This is a genomic window from Pseudochrobactrum sp. AO18b (assembly GCF_000409565.1).
GTDB classification, from domain to species: Bacteria; Pseudomonadota; Alphaproteobacteria; order Rhizobiales; family Rhizobiaceae; genus Pseudochrobactrum; species Pseudochrobactrum saccharolyticum.
The window spans coordinates 1-20,494 of the sequence record NZ_ANNO01000472.1 but is presented as its reverse complement, the minus strand read 5'-3'; the positions used below and the strand labels follow the sequence as shown (position 1 = coordinate 20,494).

Annotated in this window: 18 protein-coding genes, 1 tRNA gene and 3 pseudogenes; 8 read left to right on the top strand and 14 right to left on the bottom strand. The window is 50.1% G+C overall.

Going from position 1 to position 20,494, the window contains the following annotated elements:
* From A918_RS21910 to A918_RS0117525, 4 genes and pseudogenes are all read right to left on the bottom strand, one after another.
* A pseudogene (locus A918_RS21910) lies at positions 1–143 on the bottom strand (DNA-protecting protein DprA); the annotation flags it as partial.
* Positions 144–755 carry a glycerol-3-phosphate 1-O-acyltransferase PlsY gene (gene plsY, locus A918_RS0117535; RefSeq protein ID WP_022712308.1) on the bottom strand — a complete coding sequence of 204 codons (612 nt, stop codon included), beginning with the start codon at positions 753–755 and terminating at the stop codon, positions 144–146.
* A gap of 75 nt (positions 756–830) precedes the next feature.
* Positions 831–2,117, bottom strand: coding sequence for a dihydroorotase (locus A918_RS0117530; RefSeq protein WP_022712307.1), 1,287 nt, complete (start codon positions 2,115–2,117; stop codon positions 831–833).
* Positions 2,117–3,091, bottom strand: a complete 975-nt coding sequence (locus A918_RS0117525) for an aspartate carbamoyltransferase catalytic subunit (RefSeq protein WP_028233959.1) — start codon at positions 3,089–3,091, stop codon at positions 2,117–2,119. The genes A918_RS0117530 and A918_RS0117525 overlap by 1 nt, the downstream gene beginning before the upstream one ends.
* 218 nt (positions 3,092–3,309) lie before the next feature.
* Between A918_RS0117525 and A918_RS20975 the strand changes: the two genes are divergently transcribed.
* Complete coding sequence (locus A918_RS20975) at positions 3,310–5,052, top strand: acyl-CoA dehydrogenase family protein (protein ID WP_022712305.1); 1,743 nt, start codon at positions 3,310–3,312, stop codon at positions 5,050–5,052.
* 30 nt (positions 5,053–5,082) lie between these two features.
* Here the strand turns inward: A918_RS20975 and ruvX are convergent, their stop codons facing one another.
* Positions 5,083–5,568, bottom strand: coding sequence for a Holliday junction resolvase RuvX (gene ruvX, locus A918_RS0117515; RefSeq protein ID WP_022712304.1), 486 nt, complete (start codon positions 5,566–5,568; stop codon positions 5,083–5,085).
* Positions 5,569–5,667: 99 nt separating this feature from the next.
* On the opposite strand from ruvX, the gene A918_RS0117510 reads away from it, so the two are divergent.
* Positions 5,668–6,381 carry a metal-dependent hydrolase gene (locus A918_RS0117510; protein ID WP_022712303.1) on the top strand — a complete coding sequence of 238 codons (714 nt, stop codon included), beginning with the start codon at positions 5,668–5,670 and terminating at the stop codon, positions 6,379–6,381.
* A 50-nt stretch (positions 6,382–6,431) separates the two neighbouring features.
* Here A918_RS0117510 and A918_RS21905 read toward each other — a convergent pair whose 3' ends face one another.
* Genes A918_RS21905 through A918_RS0117505 form a run of 3 tightly spaced genes read right to left on the bottom strand, consistent with a single transcriptional unit; the run spans position 6,432 to position 7,949 of the window.
* Positions 6,432–6,926 (bottom strand): hypothetical protein, encoded by a 495-nt coding sequence (locus A918_RS21905; protein ID WP_156831475.1) that lies wholly within the window; start codon positions 6,924–6,926, stop codon positions 6,432–6,434.
* Between the two features lie 60 nt (positions 6,927–6,986).
* Positions 6,987–7,448, bottom strand: coding sequence for a hypothetical protein (locus A918_RS21900; protein ID WP_156831474.1), 462 nt, complete (start codon positions 7,446–7,448; stop codon positions 6,987–6,989).
* Between the two features lie 36 nt (positions 7,449–7,484).
* Positions 7,485–7,949, bottom strand: a complete 465-nt coding sequence (locus A918_RS0117505) for a hypothetical protein (RefSeq protein ID WP_022712302.1) — start codon at positions 7,947–7,949, stop codon at positions 7,485–7,487.
* Between the two features lie 279 nt (positions 7,950–8,228).
* Here A918_RS0117505 and gatC point away from each other — a divergent pair, with 279 nt between their 5' ends.
* From gatC to A918_RS0117485, 4 genes are all read left to right on the top strand, one after another.
* Positions 8,229–8,516: an Asp-tRNA(Asn)/Glu-tRNA(Gln) amidotransferase subunit GatC gene (gatC, locus tag A918_RS0117500; RefSeq protein WP_022712301.1), complete on the top strand. Its 288-nt coding sequence runs from the start codon at positions 8,229–8,231 to the stop codon at positions 8,514–8,516.
* A 126-nt stretch (positions 8,517–8,642) separates the two neighbouring features.
* Positions 8,643–10,124 (top strand): Asp-tRNA(Asn)/Glu-tRNA(Gln) amidotransferase subunit GatA, encoded by a 1,482-nt coding sequence (gene gatA, locus A918_RS0117495; RefSeq protein ID WP_022712300.1) that lies wholly within the window; start codon positions 8,643–8,645, stop codon positions 10,122–10,124.
* 6 nt (positions 10,125–10,130) lie between these two features.
* Positions 10,131–10,604: a GNAT family N-acetyltransferase gene (locus A918_RS0117490; protein WP_022712299.1), complete on the top strand. Its 474-nt coding sequence runs from the start codon at positions 10,131–10,133 to the stop codon at positions 10,602–10,604.
* A 64-nt stretch (positions 10,605–10,668) separates the two neighbouring features.
* Positions 10,669–11,928: a type VI secretion protein ImpB gene (locus tag A918_RS0117485; RefSeq protein WP_022712298.1), complete on the top strand. Its 1,260-nt coding sequence runs from the start codon at positions 10,669–10,671 to the stop codon at positions 11,926–11,928.
* 20 nt (positions 11,929–11,948) lie between these two features.
* On the opposite strand, the gene A918_RS0117480 is transcribed toward A918_RS0117485, so the two are convergent.
* Positions 11,949–12,623 (bottom strand): AAA family ATPase, encoded by a 675-nt coding sequence (locus A918_RS0117480; protein WP_022712297.1) that lies wholly within the window; start codon positions 12,621–12,623, stop codon positions 11,949–11,951.
* 246 nt (positions 12,624–12,869) lie between these two features.
* Positions 12,870–15,045, bottom strand: a pseudogene (parE, locus tag A918_RS21200) (DNA topoisomerase IV subunit B).
* 445 nt (positions 15,046–15,490) lie between these two features.
* On the opposite strand from parE, the gene A918_RS0117470 reads away from it, so the two are divergent.
* Positions 15,491–16,423 carry a DMT family transporter gene (locus A918_RS0117470; protein WP_028233958.1) on the top strand — a complete coding sequence of 311 codons (933 nt, stop codon included), beginning with the start codon at positions 15,491–15,493 and terminating at the stop codon, positions 16,421–16,423.
* A 69-nt stretch (positions 16,424–16,492) separates the two neighbouring features.
* On the opposite strand, the gene lipB is transcribed toward A918_RS0117470, so the two are convergent.
* The 4 genes and pseudogenes from lipB to A918_RS0117445 form a co-directional block, all read right to left on the bottom strand.
* A complete protein-coding gene (lipB, locus tag A918_RS0117465; RefSeq protein ID WP_022712295.1) occupies positions 16,493–17,236 on the bottom strand; it encodes a lipoyl(octanoyl) transferase LipB in 744 nt (247 codons plus the stop codon).
* Between the two features lie 179 nt (positions 17,237–17,415).
* Positions 17,416–17,742: a hypothetical protein gene (locus A918_RS0117460; protein ID WP_022712294.1), complete on the bottom strand. Its 327-nt coding sequence runs from the start codon at positions 17,740–17,742 to the stop codon at positions 17,416–17,418.
* Between the two features lie 402 nt (positions 17,743–18,144).
* Positions 18,145–18,229 (bottom strand) — tRNA-Leu (locus A918_RS0117450).
* 565 nt (positions 18,230–18,794) lie between these two features.
* Positions 18,795–19,455: pseudogene (locus A918_RS0117445) on the bottom strand (patatin-like phospholipase family protein); the annotation flags it as partial.
* A gap of 339 nt (positions 19,456–19,794) precedes the next feature.
* On the opposite strand from A918_RS0117445, the gene A918_RS0117440 reads away from it, so the two are divergent.
* Positions 19,795–20,472: an outer membrane protein gene (locus A918_RS0117440; protein WP_022712291.1), complete on the top strand. Its 678-nt coding sequence runs from the start codon at positions 19,795–19,797 to the stop codon at positions 20,470–20,472.
* Positions 20,473–20,494: the final 22 nt, after the last annotated feature.

Sequence of the window (20,494 nt, the reverse complement as noted above, 5' to 3'; positions counted from 1 at the left end):
GCAGCAGCGCTGCCGCAATAGGCGATCAGATCGCGAAAACTGGCAGGCCCGACATTATCGCTGCGGATCAGCCGCAACCAGTTGAGTCTCTGCTGATCTGAGAGACGAATTCCTTTTGACTGCGAACCCGTCTCTGCGATCATTTATTTTGATCCTATTTTGGTTTCTGTGCCGCTCAGTAACCGTTCAATATTTGCACGGTGCTTGATAAAAATTATCAGCGTCAGAACTGCAAAGAGCAGCGCTGTTTTCGTCAATCCGAGATAGAGAATAGAAAGCGGAACGATGATACAGGCGATCAGCGCTGAGAGCGAAGAATAGCGTGTGAGAAGCGCGATAACGATCCATACAGCTGCAAAAACCAGTGCACCCGGCCATGCCAGTCCCAGCAGAATACCGAGATAGGTGGCAACGCCTTTGCCGCCTTTGAAGCCAAGCCAGACCGGAAAAATATGACCGAGAAAAGCCCCGAGACCAGCGGCAAGCGCGTAATCGCGACCGAAATAGGCCGCAACCAGCACGGCGATCGTGCCTTTGAGCATATCGCAGAGCAGGGTAGCAGCGGCAATTTTCTTATTGCCGGTGCGCAATACATTGGTGGCGCCGATATTGCCGGAACCGATGGAGCGCACATCGCCCAGACCCGCCATGCGGGTGAGCAGCAAACCAAAGGGGATTGAACCGAGCAGATAGCCAAAGACCAGCGCTGCAAAAATGCCAGCCGCGCTGCCGGTGATAATCAGTGGTTCAAGCATGAAGTCCCCTCAGAGTGATTTGTCCGCGCAACCGGACAGCAGAAATTAGGCATAAAATCCGCACCAAAACAATATTTATAATGCGAAGACTGTTTTGCCGCTGACCACGGTACGGATCACGCGACCCTGAAATTTAGCATCTTCAAAAGAGCTGTTTTTCGAGAGTGAGTGCAATTCTTCAGCCTTTACGACCCATGGTTCATAAAGATCAACCACGGCGAAATCAGCTTTTGCACCAACTTTCAGAGTGCCTGCATCCAGACCATAGAGTTTGGCCGGAGCGGTGGAAAGCACTTCGATCAGACGCAAGAGGCTCAATGAGTCATTGTGATAGAGACGCAGCGCTGCACCCAGCAGGGTTTCCAGTCCGATTGCACCGGCTTCCGCATCGGCAAATGGCAGGCGTTTGGTATCAACATCCTGCGGATTATGCGCGGAGACAATCACATCAATCGTGCCGTTGCGCACGGCTTCAATCATCGCCTGACGGTCATCTTCATTGCGCAGCGGCGGCGAAAGACGGAAGAATGTGCGATATTCGCCGATATCATTTTCATTCAGCGATAAATGATTGATCGAAACAGCAGCGCTGACTTTTGCATTGGTTTCCTTGGCGCGGCGCAGAACCTGAGCCGACATATCGCAGGAAATTTGCGCAGCGTGATAATTGCCGCCGGTCATGCTTGCTAAGCGCAGATCACGTTCCAGCGGAATAACTTCTGCTTCACGCGGTGCACCGGAAAGACCGAGCCAGCTGGCATAAAGTCCGCTATTCATTGCACCGCCGCCGAGATAAGGGTCGATTGTCTCATGGGCAATCACCGCACCGAAATCTTTGGCATAGGTCAGCGCACGGCGCAGTAGCAGCGTATTGGCCAGTGATTTGCGGCCTTCGGTAAAGGCAACCGCACCGGCTTCACGCAGCAGACCCATTTCGGTCATTTCCTCACCCAGCAAACCTCGGGTGATGGCCGCAGCCGGATGCACATTGACAATGGCGGTGTCGCGGGCAGTCCGTTTGACGAACTCCACCAGAGCCACATTATCAATCACCGGATCGGTATCCGGCATCATAATCATGGAGGTTACGCCACCGGCAGCAGCAGCCTGACTGGCCGAGGCGATAGTTTCACGATGTTCTGTACCCGGCTCACCGATAAACACGCGGCTGTCGACCAGACCCGGGATCAGTACATTGCCGTTAAGGTCAATGACTTCTGCGCCTTCCGGCGTGCCCTGATTATTAGCATCCGCACCGCTGGCAACAATAATGCCGTCCTGAACGATCAGCGTGCCGTTTTCATCGAGGTTGCGTGAAGGGTCAATGATGCGGGCATTGGTGTAAACTGTAGTGCTCATCATCAGGCTCCAACACCGTTAAAATTTTCAGGATTTCGTCGCGGGTCAAGCAAAGCCTCCATTACGGCCATGCGTACGGCAACACCCATTTCCACCTGTTGCTGGATCACGCTTTGCGGGCCGTCAGCAATGTCCGAGGCAATCTCTACACCACGGTTCATCGGGCCCGGATGCATTACCAAAGCGTCCGGCTTGGCATATTTGAGTTTTTCTTTATCCAGCCCGTAAAAGTGGAAATATTCACGCACGGATGGCACAAAAGAGCCGCTCATACGCTCGCGCTGCAGGCGCAGCATCATCACTACATCGGCGTCTTTCAGGCCCTCTTTCATGGAGTTGAACACTTCAACGCCCATTTGTTCAATGCCGGATGGCAGCAGGGTGGATGGTGCAATCACCCGTACCCGCGCACCCAGCGCATTGAGCAGCAGAATATTGGAGCGAGCCACACGCGAATGCAGGACATCACCGCAGATAGCCACGATCAGACGACCGACTTTGCCTTTAGCGCGGCGGATGGTCAGCGCATCGAGCAGGGCCTGTGTCGGATGTTCATGGGCACCGTCGCCGGCATTGACCACCGAGCAGCCGACTTTTTGCGCCAGAAGCGCCGCAGCGCCGGCAGAAGCGTGGCGGATCACCAGAATATCCGGCTGCATCGCATTGAGCGTCATCGCCGTATCAATCAGCGTTTCACCTTTTTTAACCGACGAGCTGCCGACCGACATGTTCATCACATCGGCACCGAGGCGCTTACCGGCCAGTTCAAAGGAAGATTGGGTACGGGTGGAGTTTTCAAAGAAAAGATTAATCTGCGTGCGACCGCTTAGGATTGTTTTCTTTTTTTCCGGCTGACGGGAGACAGCAACTTCACTGTCGGCCAGATCCAGCAATGTGGTAATATCGAGAGGAGAAAGACCTTTAATCCCGAGCAAATGGCGGTGGGGAAAAAGAGGCGCGGGAGATTGTTCTGTCATCACAGCTATTCCCATATAATGTTTGCAGAGAAACTTGTTTGCGGCCTTATATATGCTTTTGCGGCTTTGTCGAATAAACAGTGTGGAGAAAAGCGGATTATTGAGGGGATATTTATAATTTTGCCGCAAACAATACCGCAAGGCGGATATTAGAGATTCGCGTATAGATTTTAAATATAAAAACCGGCGGCTGAAATCTCCGGCTAAATGGATGGAATATGTCGGTTAACACTCCTGCAGACGTTTCTGAAGTAACTAATCAGGCGCCGCAGCGCACCAATTATGCGCCGGATACGTCTCCATATTCCGCGACCAAAAATCTCAACGGACAGGCTGCTCCGCAATATAATGCCTATCTGAGTGATCCGCTGCTGCTGCAATGTGCAGCGCGTTTTCCGGAAAACCTGCAAAAAGAGCTCGAACAGACCGGCCGTTTTGTTTTATCTGCCGATGCGCAGGAAATGGCGCGCCTTGCCAATTCCGAAGTGCCGCGCCTGCAAACCCATGACCGTCAGGGTAACCGCATTGATCAGGTGGAATATCATCCGGCCTATCATGCTTTGATGCGCCGTTCCGTTGCGCATGGCCTGCACTCATCCATCTGGGAAAACAGCCCGCAACAATCGCCTGAAGCAGGGCGCCGCCATCAAGCGCGTGCGACACGTTTTTATCTGACAGCGCAACTGGAATGCGGCCATCTTTGCCCGCTGACTATGACAAGCGCATCACTTGCAGTGCTGATGACCTCTCCGGCGCTTTATGATGAATGGTCGCCGCGCATTCTCACCCGCAAATATGACTCGTCCAACAAGCCGCCAGTTAAGAAAGCCGGTCTGACGCTTGGTATGGGCATGACAGAAAAGCAGGGCGGCACTGATGTTCGTGCCAATACCACCCGCGCCGATCATGCGGGGAATGGCGTCTACCGTCTTAACGGCCATAAATGGTTTATGTCCGCACCGATGTCCGATGCTTTCATGGTGCTGGCGCAGGCCAATGGACAGGCTGCCGGTGACAATAAGTCCGGCCTGTCCTGTTTCCTAGTACCACGTTTGTTGCCGGATGGTAGCGGCAACGGCTTCCGCTTCCAGCGTTTGAAAGACAAGCTCGGCAACCGCTCCAATGCCTCTTCCGAAGTGCAGTTTGAAAATGCGCTCGGCCAGATGGTCGGAGAGCCGGGGCAGGGTGTGAAGACCATTATTGATATGGTGACACTGACCCGTCTGGATTGTGCTGTAGCCTCCGCCGGTCTGATGCGTGCCGGTATGAGTGAAGCTGTTCATCATGCCCGTCACAGAAGTGTCGGCGGTGTGCCGCTGATTAATCAGCCGCTGATGCAGCGTGTTCTGGCGGATATGTCACTGGATGTGGCGGCTGCTACTGCTCTGTCACTGCGCCTTGCCCGCGCCTTTGACATGGCGGCCAATGACCGTATGGAAGCTGCCTTTGCCCGTGTTATGACACCGGTCGTCAAATATTGGGTGGCAAAAATCGCACCGGCGCTGCTTTATGAGGCGATGGAATGTCTCGGCGGCAATGGCTATGTCGAAGAAAATCCGCTGGCGCGGCTTTATCGCGAGGCTCCGGTCAATGCGATCTGGGAAGGCTCCGGCAATGTGATGGCGCTGGATATTGTGCGTGTTCTCCACCGCGCACCACGTTTGTTTGACGATGTGCTGGAATGGATTGGCACACAGCTTGGTCGTCGCGGGCAGGGTACTGTTGCCGTGTTGCGGGCTGCAATGCAGGTGACCATGACCGATGAAGGTGCTGCACGTATGCTCACCGAGCAGATGGCGCTGGCCGCCAGTGCCGCCTGCCTGAAAGAACTCGGCGCGGATGATATCGGCGATGCTTTTATTGAGACCCGCCTTGGTGGTCAGTGGCGCACAACCTATGGCATGATTGATGCCCGTCATGACGCATTAGGCATTATCAACGCGCTCTATCCGCAGGAATAAGCTGCAACCGGCTCATTGACGGACGGCTGACTAATCCTGTTCATTGTCGCGACGCAGCATATGTAGCCGGTCAAGTGCCCCCTGCAAAATGAACGAGGCAGCAGCGGAATCAATCCGCTCTGCGCGTTTGGCGCGGGAAACATCCATACCGATCAAGGCGCGCTCTGCAGCGACCGTTGAAAGCCGCTCATCCCAATAGATAAACGGAATATCGGTGAGCTTTTCCATATTGCGTACAAAAGCGCGGGTGGCCTGCACACGCGGGCCTTCTGTGCCGTCCATATTGACCGGCAGGCCGATAACCACGGCTGAAATCTTTTCTTTTTGCAGCAATTCCAGCAGTTCCTGCGCATCCAGCGTGAATTTGCGTCGTTTCAGAACGGGGCGTGGATGGGAGAAGGAAAGTCCGAGATCAGAGACAGCGATGCCGATGGTTTTGGTACCCAGATCAAGACCGGCAACCAGCTGACCATAGCTCAGGCTTGCCGCAAGCTCTTCAATTGTTGATACAGCCATATCTCGTTTCCTGATCCGGTAATGTCATACTATATTGCAAAGACAGTGCAGTGCATTCTAACTGTGCCTATAACAATATGCATCGGCAAAGGGAATATCATGAAAATCACCTGGCTCGGCCATTCTGCTTTCCGCGTTGAAACTTCGCAGGCGGTAATTCTGATCGACCCATTCATCAGTCAGAGCCCGACCGGTTCCGCTTTGGATTTTGCTGAAGTGACCAAAGGCGTGACGCATATTGCCCTGACACACGGCCATGGTGATCATGTCGGCGACACCATTCGCATTGCAAAAGAAACAGGCGCAACAGTTATCGCTAATGCTGATCTTTGTGACTGGCTGGAGCATCGTGGTGTCGCGAAAGTCGATCCGACGAATACCGGCGGTACAGTCTTTCACAACGGATTTTCTGTTACATTCGTCAATGCGCTGCATTCTTCTGCAAGTCTGACTGAGGACGGTATTTCCCATTCGCTTGGTAATGCCAATGGCTTGGTGTTCCATTTTGATGATGAAGGCGCGCCGGTGCTTTATCATATGGGGGATACGGATATTTTCTCCGATATGGCGCTGATTAATGAGCTGCATCAGCCGGAGATTGCTCTGGTGCCGGTCGGTGACCGCTTTACCATGGGCGGCGCAGTGGCCGCACTGGCCTGTCAGCGTTATTTCCCTGCGCTCAAAACAGCCATTCCATGCCATTTCGGTACATTCGGTCTGCTGGATGCAACCGCAGATGATTTTGTACACGGTATGGAAAAGATCTCAACGGAAGTTAAGGTTCTGGAAGTCGGCGGTAGTTTGGCAGTTTGATAGCAAATACTCCCCATTTATCAAGTTAATGGGGAGCTTGATCATTGATTTTAAGATGGATTTTCAATATAAAAACTAACAGCCCAGACAGATTCAACGTCATAATCTATGTCGTTGCTAAGAAATACACCAAGATCAGATGTGTAGCATAAATTAAATTTGTTATTATTTATTGTAGTTGAAATTTTAAAAATTGTTGCGCTTTTTCTCTTAATGATAAATTTCGTTGCGAGTGCCGGCGTAACATTCGTAACCAATCCAACATCAATACTGCCGCCTGGGGTTGCTGTTGCAGCGAGTGCTTGTATAAAGCCTTCATACTTTGGACTGTAAAATACTGATGTAAACTCGTTTGTAGCTGTTATGTCTGTAATATTATTTGAATTTGTGTAGTCAATTGTGCTGTAATCCAGTGTTGGATTTGTGGTTAATTTGTATCCGCTGTATACTGGATCCGTAATTGGATTTGTTGTATCTGTAACTATATTTGGATTGTTGTATGAAAATGGTTTGAAGCTAAATAAAAAAATCTTACATCCTTTCAAATGTTGCGTTTTTATTTTGGCATATTTAAAAAATATTATTAGCTGTTATTTTTTTCAGTGCTAGTCATGTTGCGGGTATATATCTATGAGCCAGATTTTTTCATTTGGATAAAGAGGGCTTTTAGAAAAATAAACTTTATCCTCTGCTGCATGATAGGATAAGACGTATGTGTTTGGGTAATCAATTGCTGGGTCACTGTTTGCTGTGTGTACGTAAATATAGCATGTACTTATATTAATCATATTGATGTAAAGTTTTGAAAGTATAGATGGTTCGACTGTATTTTCTGCAACGGCAATTATTGCTCCGTATGCATCTAAGGCAGGTTTAAAATATAAAAATGAATTTTCTCCAGGATTGTAGTGCAAGGATGGAGTTCCTGTAATTTCATTGTTTATAATTGACTGAGTTGATGTGAAGGATATCGATTTTTGATCTTTTGTTTTTGCTACAGTTAAATAATATCCGCCAAAGAATGGTCTATCTGTATTTACAGAGAGGTATTTATTTGGATATGACATTGGACGTATACTAAATATTAATATAAGTTACCTCTTCTAATTATGATTTATAATCCATAAATATTTATCAACATTGATGTAATTTAAAAAATTTATCTCATTGTTTAAGTTGTTGAAATATAAGTAATATTTTATATTTTCTTTTGTTGTGTGTATCGTGTAGTAATTGTCTGTTGTTTTTGTGATGTGAAATTTCGGTGCTGTTTGTGGGGTGAGGGCGCGGTTGATTGCAGCTGGAGCATGGTTATTGTTATTTCCTAAGGCGAGAAAACCGTTGCTATCTGCATGATAAAATAAGGAGGCATCAAAGCTCTCCTGAGCAGGGTGACGGCTCCGTGGACGTTGTGCAGAGTGAGTAAATAAAGTGTGACTGCTAAGTATTTCGGAAGGATTTTGTATTGGAGCTAATATAAGTGAATATACATTGTCATTCTCAATGAGTGCTTGTGCCTTTATGTAAAAATCTTCTGCATTTTTAGGGCTTAGAGTGAACAAGAACATACGACTTCCTCGGGAAGAATTTATTTTCAATGATATTAAATTACATTTTCAGATGTATCGCCTGATTTATTTGACAGGTCTCACTCCTCTTTTCTGAGGTGAGCTAAGCTGGCGCAGGGGGGATGAATTCGCATCATGGTGTGTGCTTTAATGCATCACCAATATTGCACTTGAGCGGGTGCAGGGTTATAGCCGGAATAAGAGAAATTCCTTGCGGGCTGTATTCATGCCGGACGACCGGCAGCGATCACCGCATTTTCGCATTTATCGGAGAACGACATGTCCGTCGATTTAACTACAGTCAAGCGCGTTGCGCATCTTGCCCGTATTGCGGTCAATGAAGAACAAGCCGAGAAAATGACCGGTGAACTCAATGTTATTCTGGGCTTTGTGCAATCGCTCGACAGCGTGAATGTCGATGGCGTGGAGCCGATGACCTCAGTTATTCCGACCGCCATGCGTCTGCGTGAAGACAAGGTGTCTGACGGCAATATCGCTTCGGAAATTGTATCTAATGCACCAATCACCGAAGAAAACTTCTTCATGGTGCCAAAGGTTATCGAATAATCCCCGCCCTGATCCATCCGACTGCTGTTTCCTGTTTCAATATGAGCTGTAACTGCTCCCGACGCGAAGTCCGGTTTTTGAAATGGTGCGGACAGCACATGAAAAGCCCTGAACAGGATTGATAGAATGACTGATTTAACCGCACTCACCATTGCAGAGGCGCGTGACAAGCTGAAGGCCAAAGCCTTTACCGCAACCGAACTGGCCGATGCCTATCTCAAGGCGATTGATGAAGCGAATGGTGCGATCAACGCCTATGTCAGCGTTACCCATGATAAGGCTCGTTCGATGGCCAAGGCTTCGGATGAACGTCTGGCAAAAGGCGAGGCCGGTGCGCTGGAAGGTATTCCGCTCGGCGTAAAAGACCTGTTCGCGACCAAAGGCGATCATACGCAGGCCTGTTCACATATTCTCGATGGCTTCAAGCCGGATTATGAATCGACTGTTACTGCCAATCTCTGGGCTGACGGTGCGGTTATGCTCGGCAAGCTGAATATGGATGAGTTCGCAATGGGCTCATCCAATGAAACCTCCTATTACGGCCCTGTGGTCAGCCCTTGGCGCGCAGAAGGCTCGGAAGAGAAGCTGGTTCCGGGCGGTTCTTCCGGTGGTTCTGCTGCGGCTGTGGCTGCACGCCTGTGCGCCGGTGCAACTGCAACCGACACCGGTGGTTCGATCCGTCAGCCTGCGGCTTTCACCGGTACTGTTGGCATCAAGCCGACTTATGGCCGTGTTTCCCGTTGGGGCACAATTGCTTTCGCATCGTCGCTCGATCAGGCAGGCCCGATTGCCCGTGATGTGCGTGACAGCGCAATTCTGCTCAAATCAATGGCGTCTGTTGATCTGAAAGACACGACTTCTGTCGATCTTCCGGTTCCTGATTATGAAGCAGCCCTTGGTAAATCCGTAAAAGGCATGAAAATCGGTATTCCGCGCGAATATCGCATTGACGGTATGCCTGCGGAGATCGAAAAGCTCTGGGCGCAGGGCGTTCAGTGGCTGAAAGATGCCGGTGCGGAAGTTGTTGACATTTCGCTGCCGCATACCGAACAGGCGCTGGCTGTTTATTACATTGTGGCTCCGGCCGAAGCATCGTCGAACCTCGCACGTTATGACGGCGTTCGTTACGGCCTGCGTGTACCGGGTAAAGACATTGTTGAAATGTACGAAAACACCCGTGCAGAAGGTTTCGGCAAGGAAGTCAAACGCCGCATCATGATTGGCACTTATGTGCTGTCAGCCGGTTATTATGACGCCTATTACGTCAAGGCGCAGAAAATCCGCACGCTGATTAAGAAAGATTTTGAAGATGTGTTTGCTGCCGGTGTGGATGCAATCCTGACACCCGCAACGCCATCCGCGGCCTTCAAGCTGGGCGACAAGGAACTGGCCGCTGATCCGGTGAAAATGTATCTCAATGATATCTTCACCGTTACTGTGAATATGGCTGGCCTGCCGGGTATTTCCGTACCTGCCGGTCTGTCCGAAAATGGTCTGCCGCTCGGTCTCCAGCTGATTGGCCGTCCGTTTGAGGAAGAGGCGCTGTTTCAGGCTGCTCATGTGATTGAGCAGGCTGCAGGCCAGTTCGCGCCTAAACGCTGGTGGTAACGCCTCATGCAGCTCCGGCAGGCAACAAACGCTGATCTGGCGATGATTGCCCGTATCGGAGCTGATGCATGGGCTTCCCACATATTCAGTCATGAAACAGAAGAGCCGGATCAGCGCAGACGCGCTGAACTGGCTTTTTTGCATTCAGCGCAGGATTATCTGGATTATATTCTCGTCGCTGAACAGGATGGCGTGATTTGCGGCTGGGGCGCACGCGATACCAATCAGAATTATATATCTGATATCTGGGTGGATCCGGCGCATCACGGGCAGGGCATCGGCACATTGCTGGTTGATGCATTGCTGGCACAAATTGTTATGCTCGGATTTCAGAGCGCGGAAATCGGCACCCATGCACGCAATTTACCTGCAATAAAGCTTTATGAGAAATGCGGTTTCCGGATTATCCGCCGCTATGAAGAATGGTCAGACAGTCTGGCGCGGGTTGTGGAAAAGGTGAAAATGCAGGCTGATCTGTAATTCAGGCTTGCCAAAATCATTTAATGTTCCTATTTTGTTCTGTAATAGTTGCGGAACAAATACCATGCGTAAACCTGATCTGCCGGAACGGCTTTATCTCGATTTTGACAGTTTTTTTGCCAGTGCCGAGCAGCAGATGAATCCTGCTTTGCAGGGCAGGCCGGTGGGCGTTGTGCCTCATGCCAGTGAATTTACCGGCCTGATTGCGGCCAGCAAAGAGGCCAAGAAACTTGGTCTGAAAACCGGTACATCGGTACGTGAGGCACGGGCAATCTGTCCTGAGATTGCGATTGTGGAAGCTCGGCCGGATGAATATGTCAAACTCCATCACAAAATACTGGATATTATTGATACGGTGCTGCCGATAGGCAGTGTGCGCTCAATTGATGAATTGGTTTGCCGTTTGCTGCCGTCAGAATCCCGTCAGGCCGAGGCTCTGGGACTGGCGATTAAAGCGGCGCTGCGTGAAAAACTAGGCTCGGAACTGACCTGTTCTATCGGTATTGCCCCCAATGAATTGCTGGCCAAAATCGCGGCGGAAATCGACAAGCCGGACGGCTTGGTGATTGTACGGCCGGAAGATATTCCGCATCGTTTTTTAGGACTGAAACTGCGTGATCTTCCGGGCATTGCTGCCGGTGTGGAAGCGCGCCTGCTGCGCTCCGGTATTACGACGGTTGAAGAGCTTTGGAAGATCAGCCCGAAACAAGGTCGGGCGATCTGGAATAGCGTTGAGGGGGAGCGTTTTATCGCCGGATTGCATGGCTATGCAGTGGAGAAACAGGAAACACATCGCCGTATGTTCGGCCATGGCCGTGTGCTGCCGCGGGACTGGCGTCAGCCGGATAAGATACTGCAATGCGCACGGCTGCTCTGTATGAGTGCTTCGCGCCGTTTGCGTAAAGAACATTATCGTGCCGGTGCTCTGGTCTATGGCTGGCGGATCAAGGGGCAGGAATCCGTCTCGGTTGAAGGGGTGTTCCCGCCGTCACGTGACGATCATTGTTTTCTCACCTGTCTCTCGCAGTTGCACCGGCGATTGCTCATGCACCCGTCGTTTCGCAAGGCTGATTTCCGGCAGGTCAAGAATGTGCATATTTATCTGCATCATCTGTCCGGTGAAGTGGTCGACAGTCACGACCTGTTTGATGAGCCGCAAGACAAACAGCGTCAGCAGCGCTGGGAGCAGGTTTCAGATACGCTTGACCGCGTGCGCAAACAGTTCGGCTCGGATGTTCTGAGCCTCGGGCCATCTATTGCCCCCGGCTCTTATATCGGCGGTAAAATCGCTTTTGGCCGTATTCCGGATTTGGATGATTATTGATCTGTTTTGATGCAGACTGTTTAAGCGCAGTCAGATGGGGCAGGTTCCGGTTGAAAAAGAATGTCGGCCTGACCTGAGAGTGCCTTAAAATACGGCATAGTATATATCTGCCTGAGGCGTTCCATAGACATAAAATGATCGGTATTGCCGTTGGATCGTTTGTGTCCGCGTTGCACGGTGACTTCAACCGGAGCATCAACCAGAATGGTGAGGTCTAATGCAGTGCTTACCGGTTCATGAAGAAGATAAATACCATCGCATAACACAATGGACGGAGCGTTTTCAGGCAGCGTAATATTGTAATGCCCGTCCAGATTGCCTGTTTTCCTGTTCCATGCGCGATTATAACTATAGTGCCTGTTCGCTCTTAATGCGCGGATGGCCGTAATAATATCATCATAGGCATACCAGTTCTGCGGATTTTCAGTAAAAGCGATATGCTCTGTTATGCCCGAAGCATAGGCCCTATCAATGCTTGCCTGACGCTCAGCATGGCTCTGTGAAGAGAAGCGGTCACAGCTCAGATGTACAATATTGAAGCCTAATATTGCTGTGAGCTGCCGGCATAAAGTGGTTTTTCCGGCTCCTGCCAATCCGCATATTCCGGCAATCAAAATATTCTTTTGAGCTGCTTCAGATTCAAGTCTCTGCCGGAGCTCATTAATTGTCCGGATTATGACTTTTGTGGTGCACATCAGCGGCTCTGGTTAAACGGACTTGGAAATTCTGATCAGATTAAATTGCCAGAGTTGGAGCGCATCCCCAAAAGTGTGAAACGCCTATGCAGGGAAATCAGTTCGCCGGACTGATTTCTTGTCCTGATCGATCGGAACAAGATGCGTGTAAAATCAACAGAGCGGTTTTGACGATTCACTATTCATCGGAACCGCTCTGAAAAGATGTTTAACTGTATGTACAAGGTGAAGCCTTAGCACAAAGCCTTAAATGTCGAGTTCCTGAACGAATTCAGCATTTTCCTGAATGAAGCGGAAGCGGGCTTCCGGCTTCGTACCCATCAGGTCATCCACCGTAGATTTGGTCGAGCCGTTTTCATCTTCCATCAGGTCCACGCGCAGCAAAGTACGTTTTTTAGGATCCATGGTCGTTTCTTTAAGCTGGTCGGCGCGCATTTCGCCAAGCCCCTTAAACCGGCCAAGTTCAACCTTGCCTTTGCCGGTAAACACGGTGCGCATCAACTCATCTTTATGCGCATCATCCCGGGCATAGGCAACTTTCCCACCCTGACTAAGGCGGTAAAGCGGTGGCACTGCAAGATAGAGATGCCCGCCGGTAATCAGCTGCGGCATTTCCTGATAGAAGAAAGTGATGAGCAGCGATGCAATATGCGCACCGTCAACGTCAGCATCCGTCATGATGATGATGCGGTCATAACGCAGATCATCTTCACGATAATTCTTGCGCGTACCGCAGCCGAGTGCCTGCACCAGATCGCCGATCTGCTGGTTGGCTGTCAGCTTGTCACGCCCTGCGCTGGCCACGTTGAGAATTTTACCGCGCAGCGGCAAGATCGCCTGATTGGTACGGTTACGCGCCTGTTTTGCAGAACCGCCCGCCGAGTCACCCTCAACGATAAACAATTCCGCACCGGCAGCCGAATTCTGCGAGCAGTCAGCCAGTTTGCCCGGCAGACGCAGTTTTCGTGTTGCAGTCTTGCGGGTTGTTTCTTTTTCCTGACGGCGACGCAGGCGCTCTTCCGCACGCTCAACCACCCAGTCGAGCAGTTTCGAGGCTTCCTGCGGGGAGGCTGCCAGCCAATGGTCGAACGGATCGCGGATCGCATTTTCCACGATGCGCTGCGCTTCAACCGTTGCCAGCTTATCCTTGGTCTGGCCGACAAATTCCGGCTCGCGAATGAAAACCGACATCATACCGGCGGCAGAAATCATCACGTCATCAGTGGTAATCACCGAAGCGCGTTTATTATTGGTCAGCTCCGCATAGGCTTTCAGGCCGCGTGTCAGCGCCAGACGCAGACCCGCTTCGTGCGTACCGCCTTCACCGGTCGGAATGGTGTTACAATAGGAATGGACGAAGCTGTCGCCGCCATACCATGCAATCGCCCATTCAACGGCACCGTGACCGCCTTGTTTTTCGGTCTTGCCGGAGAAAATCTCTCTGGTGACCATAAATTCTTTGCCGAGCGAGGCTGCGAGGAAGTCTTTCAGACCACCCGGAAAATGGAAAACGGCTTTTTCCGGAATGCCCTTTTTCGGATCGAGCAAAGACGGGTCACAGGACCAACGAATTTCAACGCCACCGAACAAATAGGCTTTTGAGCGTGCCATGCGGTAAAGGCGCTCAGGATCAAATTTCGCATTCTTGCCGAAAATATCCGGATCGGGATGGAAGCGAACACGCGTACCACGGCGGTTAGCCCAATGGCAGGCCACGAGAAAAGCGCAAACGATAGAGGCGGCGCGCGCGCGCCACTTCGACTTCCAGCAGGTCGGACAGCGCATTGACCACCGAAACACCCACACCGTGCAATCCGCCGGAGGTTTCATAGGCCTTGCCGTCAAATTTACCACCCGCATGAAGCTTGGTCATAATAACTTCAAGTGTGGATTTTCCCGGCACTTGCGGGTGGTTTTCAACCGGAATACCGCGCCCGTTATCGCTGACAGTCAGGAAGCCTTCAGCATCGAGATTAACATCAATGAAATTGGCATGACCGGCAACAGCTTCGTCCATCGCATTGTCGATGACTTCGGCAAACAAATGGTGCAGTGCTTTTTCGTCGGTACCACCGATATACATACCCGGACGCAAGCGTACCGGCTCCAGCCCTTCAAGAACACGGATGGCGGAGGCATTATAATCGCTGCCATCGGAACTTGCCGGAGCTGAACGGAGTTCCGCGACAGGTGCAGAAGTCGTAGCGGGGCGAAGCTCCGTGGCAGGCTTTGAAGCAGGCTCAACCATAGCAGGTTTCACGGCAGGAGTAGGGCGCAACTCTGCTGCTGGCTTTGCAACAGGTGCAGGCTCAAGAGGAGACGAAACAGTTTCGGCAACACTGACCGGAGATTCAGACTGTATCGCCTGACGTCCGCGTGCATTGCTGAGAATATTCGAAAAAAGATCGTCGCTATTATCCATGTGAAATGGCTGGCCTGTTCGTTCAAATAGATACGGAGCATTTTGCTGCTGAAAGAATGCTTCAGCTTCGCATAAATGCGGGAAAACAAAGTTACGAAACGGATTTTCTGTTTCAGGAAAACCGGAGCCGCTTCGGAATTACGGAAAATCGAATCACAGATAGTTTGGCATGTTTATATCGCTAAAGCGATAAAGGTTCTCTTTACGTTCCTGTTTAAATGCCGGTAATCCTGACTTTTCCGCAGATTTATTTTGTTTGAACAATTATATCGGAATTGTCAAATCATGCCGCAACCAATCCGCAACAGCATAGCGGGCTCTGTGTCCTTATGGTGACGGTTTGACACAATCAGACAAGGGGCGGGAGAGAGTGGTTGCTTAAACATATAAGCCGTGATGAGAACAGAGAATGAAATGAAGGCGGCTCTGCCGCAGAGGAATGAAAATGCAAGACCGGTTACAGCCGCATGTGCGCGGAATGATTACGATGATCTGTGCCATGCTTATTGTGCCGCTTATGGATGCAACCGGCAAATGGCTGGCAATGGAAGAGAATATTCCGCCTGCCACCATCAGCTTCATGCGTTTTTTTGTGCAGGGGCTGATTAGCTTAGGTGCAATTGTCGTATTTAGTCGCGGGCTTGGTCTTAAAACAGAGCATCTCTGGGGGAATCTCTTTCGCGGTTGTCTGCTTGCACTCGGCAGCCTGTGCTTTTTCACGGCGGTAAAATATATGCCGCTGGCCGATGCGCTGGCCGTGTTCTTTGTTGAACCGCTCATTCTCACAGTTCTTTCGATGATTTTTCTCAATGAGAAGGTGGGCTGGCGTCGTCTCAGTGCCGTGCTGGTTGGCCTGCTCGGAACCGTGATCGTGATTCAGCCAAGCTGGAGCGTGTTTGGCTGGGTATCGGTTCTGCCGATGATTTCAGCTTTTCTATTTGCGGTTTATCTGGTGCTGAACCGTAAATTCGGTCTCAATGAGCGTCCCGTCGTCATGCAGCTTTATGCCGGTATCGGCGGCAGTATCATGGGGCTTGCTGTTATGATCTTCGGTGAGGCTGCGGCTATTCCCGATCTGCAGTTTGTACTGCCTACCTCGCTGTTCCCGTGGTTCATGCTGATCATGATCGGTGTCTTTGCAGCCAGCGGCCATTTGCTGGTGGTGCAGGCATTTCAGCTGGCACCGGCATCTATTCTTGCACCGTTTCAATATGTCGAAATCGTTATGGCAGTGACCGTTGGTCTGATCTTCTTCGGGGATTTCCCAAGCCTGTCAAAATGGTTCGGCATCGCCATTATTATCGGCTCCGGTATTTATGTGTTCATCCGCGAGCAAAAGCGCAGTGCGGAAGCGGAGAAGGCAATGCTTTCCGCATAAGCGAAAAAATAAAGGCGCCTCAAAAGCCGCCTTTATCATTTTAAAACAACATGTTGTTTAATGTTTTTATTATTTCACATCGCCAAAAACATCATTGAAACTTTGCTTCAACGCCACATCCAGATCATCCATGGAAACTGGTAGCCCCAGATCAACAAGGCTGGTCACGCCATGCTCGGCAATGCCGCAGGGAACAATACCGCCGAAATTTTCAAGCTGCGGTTCTACATTGATGGAAATACCGTGAAAGCTGACCCAGCGACGCAAACGAATACCGATTGCAGCAATCTTGTCTTCAGCCATTGAGCCATCGGCGAGGCGAGGTTTTTCAGGGCGCATAACCCAGACACCCACGCGGTCTTCGCGGCGCTCACCTTTGACATTAAAGCTGTCAAGCATGCGGATAATCCATTCTTCGAGCGCGGCCACAAAGGCACGAATATCTTCGCGTCGCCGTTTCAGATCCAGCATGACATAGGCAACGCGTTGCCCCGGACCATGATAGGTAAACTCACCGCCGCGTCCTGTCTTGTAAACCGGAAAACGATCAGGCGACAGCAGGTCTTCTTCGCGGGCACTGGTGCCTGCAGTATAAAGCGGCGGGTGTTCCACAAGCCAGACCAGCTCATTGGCCGTACCGTCACGAATGGCTGCGACGCGGGCTTCCATAAACGCTTCAGCATCCGGATAGGTTGTGAGGCCGTCGGCAACCAGCCATTCAACAGGCGGCGAGCCGTCAGCAGCCTGAAAACGTGCAGATAGATCATTACGGTTTGTCGCGGGGCGACTCTGTGCAGGGGAATTTTCTGTCATGATGGCATTCAGGTAGAGATTACAGCTGAAAAAATCCAGATGGCAAATTGACCGCTTTTATTTGAAAGGCTCTACTCTGTGCGCATCAGATGTCGTAATGGCAAGAGCAACATCACTATCGCCATGTCGCTGTGTAAATGACGAAACTGCAGCAATGGGACACGGGTGTTGTGCAGGCTTTACTCTGTATCCTTTAGCCAATAATGCTCACGAATATTTTGAGCATTTTTAATCACGAATTCTGCAATTTGTGGGTCTCCGCCTTCAAATGTCTCAGGATTAGCGCCACACAGAAGTGCGTATAACTGCTGATGCGCTAAGGCGATATAATAATCCTGTGGCGGTGCATCTTCATTGATTCCGGCTGCTTTTAATTCATTCGCCGTTTGTACATAGGCATCACTGAGAGATTTCTTGATCGCAAGCATCATCCTGCGTTCATTTTGTGCTTTGATGTCGGAGTATTTCTCTTCCATTGAAGGTGTCAGTGAGTTGCGGGTGCTCAAAAGCGCTTCCTTAGCTGAAGTGCAATAGTGATAATCAAGTCGTAAAATATGTGGATAGTGAAATTGCGCTGCACCTTATCGATTGCCGGTGCTTCGGTAAAGCGAGTCATTTTGCCCATAAAGGCTACTGTCGCCGGCCTGTATCAGCGACGGTGTCAACGATCTGCGTATTGGTAATTATCGAAGAGGCTTAGCACTCATGCATATGCAGAGGAGGGCTCAGGTATGTTTCTTTATAAAAAAGGCCATCTCAACTAATCTGACAAGGTGAGGGGCTTGTTTCAAATTAGGAAGTAAAATCAATAGGTGTTTTAGAATAGAGGATAAAGGAGAAACGCATTTAATAAGCTTCAATAGATCGTTGCTATTGTTAGCTTTTTCTTCCTGATTGTAAGGAGAGAATGGTGCGGTCGAGAAGACTCGAACTTCCACGGGTTGCCCCACAGCGACCTCAACGCTGCGCGTCTACCAATTCCGCCACGACCGCACTGTGTGGTAGAAACCGAATTGCTTCGGTGAGGGCGATGTAGCAAATCACTATTGCAGTGACAAGCCAAATTATTCGTTTCATTGCATTTTTTTAAAAGTAATTCACAGAAGCCCGTTTTTCTCCCGCAAAACCGCGTTTTTATAATCCCTTCAATAGGATGAAGCGGGGCTATTTTCTTCACTGGGTACTTAGTCAGCCATATTTTCCGGAATCAAACTGTCAAAAAACTGAAAAGATTCGTCTTTTAAACCGGAATTTTTGATTCAAAAGATGACGCGTTGCAGTCTTTCAATATTCTCCAGCTGTTTACGGGTTTCCTGATAGCCGATATCAATAGTTTCAGCCGCGCGGTGAAACTCGGTCAGGCCGATATGGCCGATGCTTGGCATCAAAGCGATGTCCGGCGGATCGCCGGCCATACGGGCGCGCGAGATTCTGTCCTGTATAATATTGAAAGCGTCCATCATGACGCCGGTTATGCCCAAGCGCGATTCATGGCTTATGACACCTGCTTGAGCAGGGTTGATGGTATCCTCCTGTCCTGCGCGTGCTGGACTTGTATATTTGACAACGGCTGCGCGGCCGAACTGGTCATAGTTGAGATTGACGGCCAGAACCAATTGCTGCTCATAGGCGCGGCATACGGAAACCGGAACCGGATTGACCAATGCACCGTCCACAAGCAGCCGGTGGTCGTAACGGATAGGTTCAAAAACGCCCGGCAATGCATAAGAGGCGCGCATTGCCATAATAAGTGAGCCGGTGGAGAGCCAGATTTCGTGACCCGTGCGTAATTCAGTGGCGACGGCCACATAAGGACAGGGCAAGTCATCAATATTCAATCCGTCGAGATGCTGGTGCAATTTGCGATCCAGTTTCATGCCGCCGAATAATCCGCTGCCACGAAATGTAATATCCATCAGGCTGAACATGCGTCTGCGTGTAAGGGAGCGTGCAAACTCTTCCAACTCATCCAGTTTTCCTGCCAGATAGCAGCCGCCCACAAGTGCCCCTATTGAGGTGCCTGCTATCATAGATATTTTGATATTGGCTTCATTGAGTGCGCGTAATACGCCGATATGTGCCCATCCGCGTGCCGAACCGCCGCCTAAAGCAAGAGCAATTGGCTGGGGTGTTTTAAGAATAACAGGTTTGGGAATTTCCGCCTGAGCCGGTGCATTGGCAGCAGCAGTCGTGCGGCGGCGCGGTACCCATGAAAGCATGCAATATCTCCCGAATATACCTGTGTTTGCAATCAGAATACAGGAACAAGTATATTCAGACTATGGCTTTCATGCGATTGCAGTGCAAGGCAATTCATGCAGCTATAAATTGCAGAAAACGCACAAAACAATATGAATTATGTAAATTTAATGTAATTTTAATTATTATTAACCGTCAATTAAGTAATTGTATTGAAGTTTATTTGTATTTACTTTGATTTTTCAAATTAACGCAATAGTAACCATAAGTTCTTCTGAATATACGTGTTGCAATATTGTTACAGCATTTTTGTCCGGTTGGTGTAAAACAAGATCAAGAAAGATTTTTGAGGTTCTCCCATGTTTAATAAAGTCATCCTCGCTGCTTCCGCAGCTGTTCTGTTCTCCGGCACTGCAATGGCTGCAGACGCTATCGTTTACAACGAGCCTGCACCAGCCGTTGAAGTGAATACCTTCAGCTGGGAAGGTGGTTATGTTGGTGCCAATGCCGGTTACGGTTTTGGTAAAATGAAAGAAGACGGCGTCAGCATCAAGCCACGTGGCTTTGTTGGTGGTGTGCAGGCTGGTTACAACTGGCAGTTCGATCAGGTTGTTGCCGGTATCGAAGCTGACTTCCAGGGCTCGACCATGAAGAAATCGGTTGATTTCTATGATGCAGCCGGCGCTTACGAAGGCACTGTAAAAGGTAAAGTCCAGTGGTTCGGTACTGTTCGCGGTCGTCTGGGTGCAGACATTGCTGAACGCACCATGCTCTACGGTACAGCCGGTCTTGCTTACGGTAAAGTGAAGATCGAAGGCTATGATGCTGCTCAGGATGTGTCTGAAAGCGCTTCCAAGACCCGCGCTGGCTGGACTGCCGGTGCCGGTGTAGAACACGCCTTCACTGACAACGTAACTCTGAAGACAGAATATCTCTACACTGATCTGGGCAAAGTTAAGTTCAGCGACGGTGCAGATGTATCCAAAGTTAAAACCAACTTCCACACTGTGCGCGTTGGTGTAAACTACAAGTTCTGATAATCTGACGGGAGGGGAAGGA

Excerpts from the sequence above, each read along its gene's own strand:
- gatA (WP_022712300.1), top strand. The coding sequence starts at position 8,643 with ATGACTGATTTAACCGCACTCACCATTGCAGAGGCGCGTGACAAGCTG.
- A918_RS0117505 (WP_022712302.1), bottom strand. The coding sequence starts at position 7,949 with ATGTTCTTGTTCACTCTAAGCCCTAAAAATGCAGAAGATTTTTACATA.
- ruvX (WP_022712304.1), bottom strand. The coding sequence starts at position 5,568 with ATGGCTGTATCAACAATTGAAGAGCTTGCGGCAAGCCTGAGCTATGGT.
- A918_RS20975 (WP_022712305.1), top strand. The coding sequence starts at position 3,310 with ATGTCGGTTAACACTCCTGCAGACGTTTCTGAAGTAACTAATCAGGCG.
- gatC (WP_022712301.1), top strand. The coding sequence starts at position 8,229 with ATGTCCGTCGATTTAACTACAGTCAAGCGCGTTGCGCATCTTGCCCGT.
- A918_RS0117510 (WP_022712303.1), top strand. The coding sequence starts at position 5,668 with ATGAAAATCACCTGGCTCGGCCATTCTGCTTTCCGCGTTGAAACTTCG.
- A918_RS0117490 (WP_022712299.1), top strand. The coding sequence starts at position 10,131 with ATGCAGCTCCGGCAGGCAACAAACGCTGATCTGGCGATGATTGCCCGT.
- plsY (WP_022712308.1), bottom strand. The coding sequence starts at position 755 with ATGCTTGAACCACTGATTATCACCGGCAGCGCGGCTGGCATTTTTGCA.
- lipB (WP_022712295.1), bottom strand. The coding sequence starts at position 17,236 with ATGACAGAAAATTCCCCTGCACAGAGTCGCCCCGCGACAAACCGTAAT.
- A918_RS0117485 (WP_022712298.1), top strand. The coding sequence starts at position 10,669 with ATGCGTAAACCTGATCTGCCGGAACGGCTTTATCTCGATTTTGACAGT.
- A918_RS0117480 (WP_022712297.1), bottom strand. The coding sequence starts at position 12,623 with ATGTGCACCACAAAAGTCATAATCCGGACAATTAATGAGCTCCGGCAG.
- A918_RS0117530 (WP_022712307.1), bottom strand. The coding sequence starts at position 2,117 with ATGATGAGCACTACAGTTTACACCAATGCCCGCATCATTGACCCTTCA.
- A918_RS0117525 (WP_028233959.1), bottom strand. The coding sequence starts at position 3,091 with ATGACAGAACAATCTCCCGCGCCTCTTTTTCCCCACCGCCATTTGCTC.
- A918_RS0117440 (WP_022712291.1), top strand. The coding sequence starts at position 19,795 with ATGTTTAATAAAGTCATCCTCGCTGCTTCCGCAGCTGTTCTGTTCTCC.
- A918_RS0117470 (WP_028233958.1), top strand. The coding sequence starts at position 15,491 with ATGCAAGACCGGTTACAGCCGCATGTGCGCGGAATGATTACGATGATC.
- A918_RS21900 (WP_156831474.1), bottom strand. The coding sequence starts at position 7,448 with ATGTCATATCCAAATAAATACCTCTCTGTAAATACAGATAGACCATTC.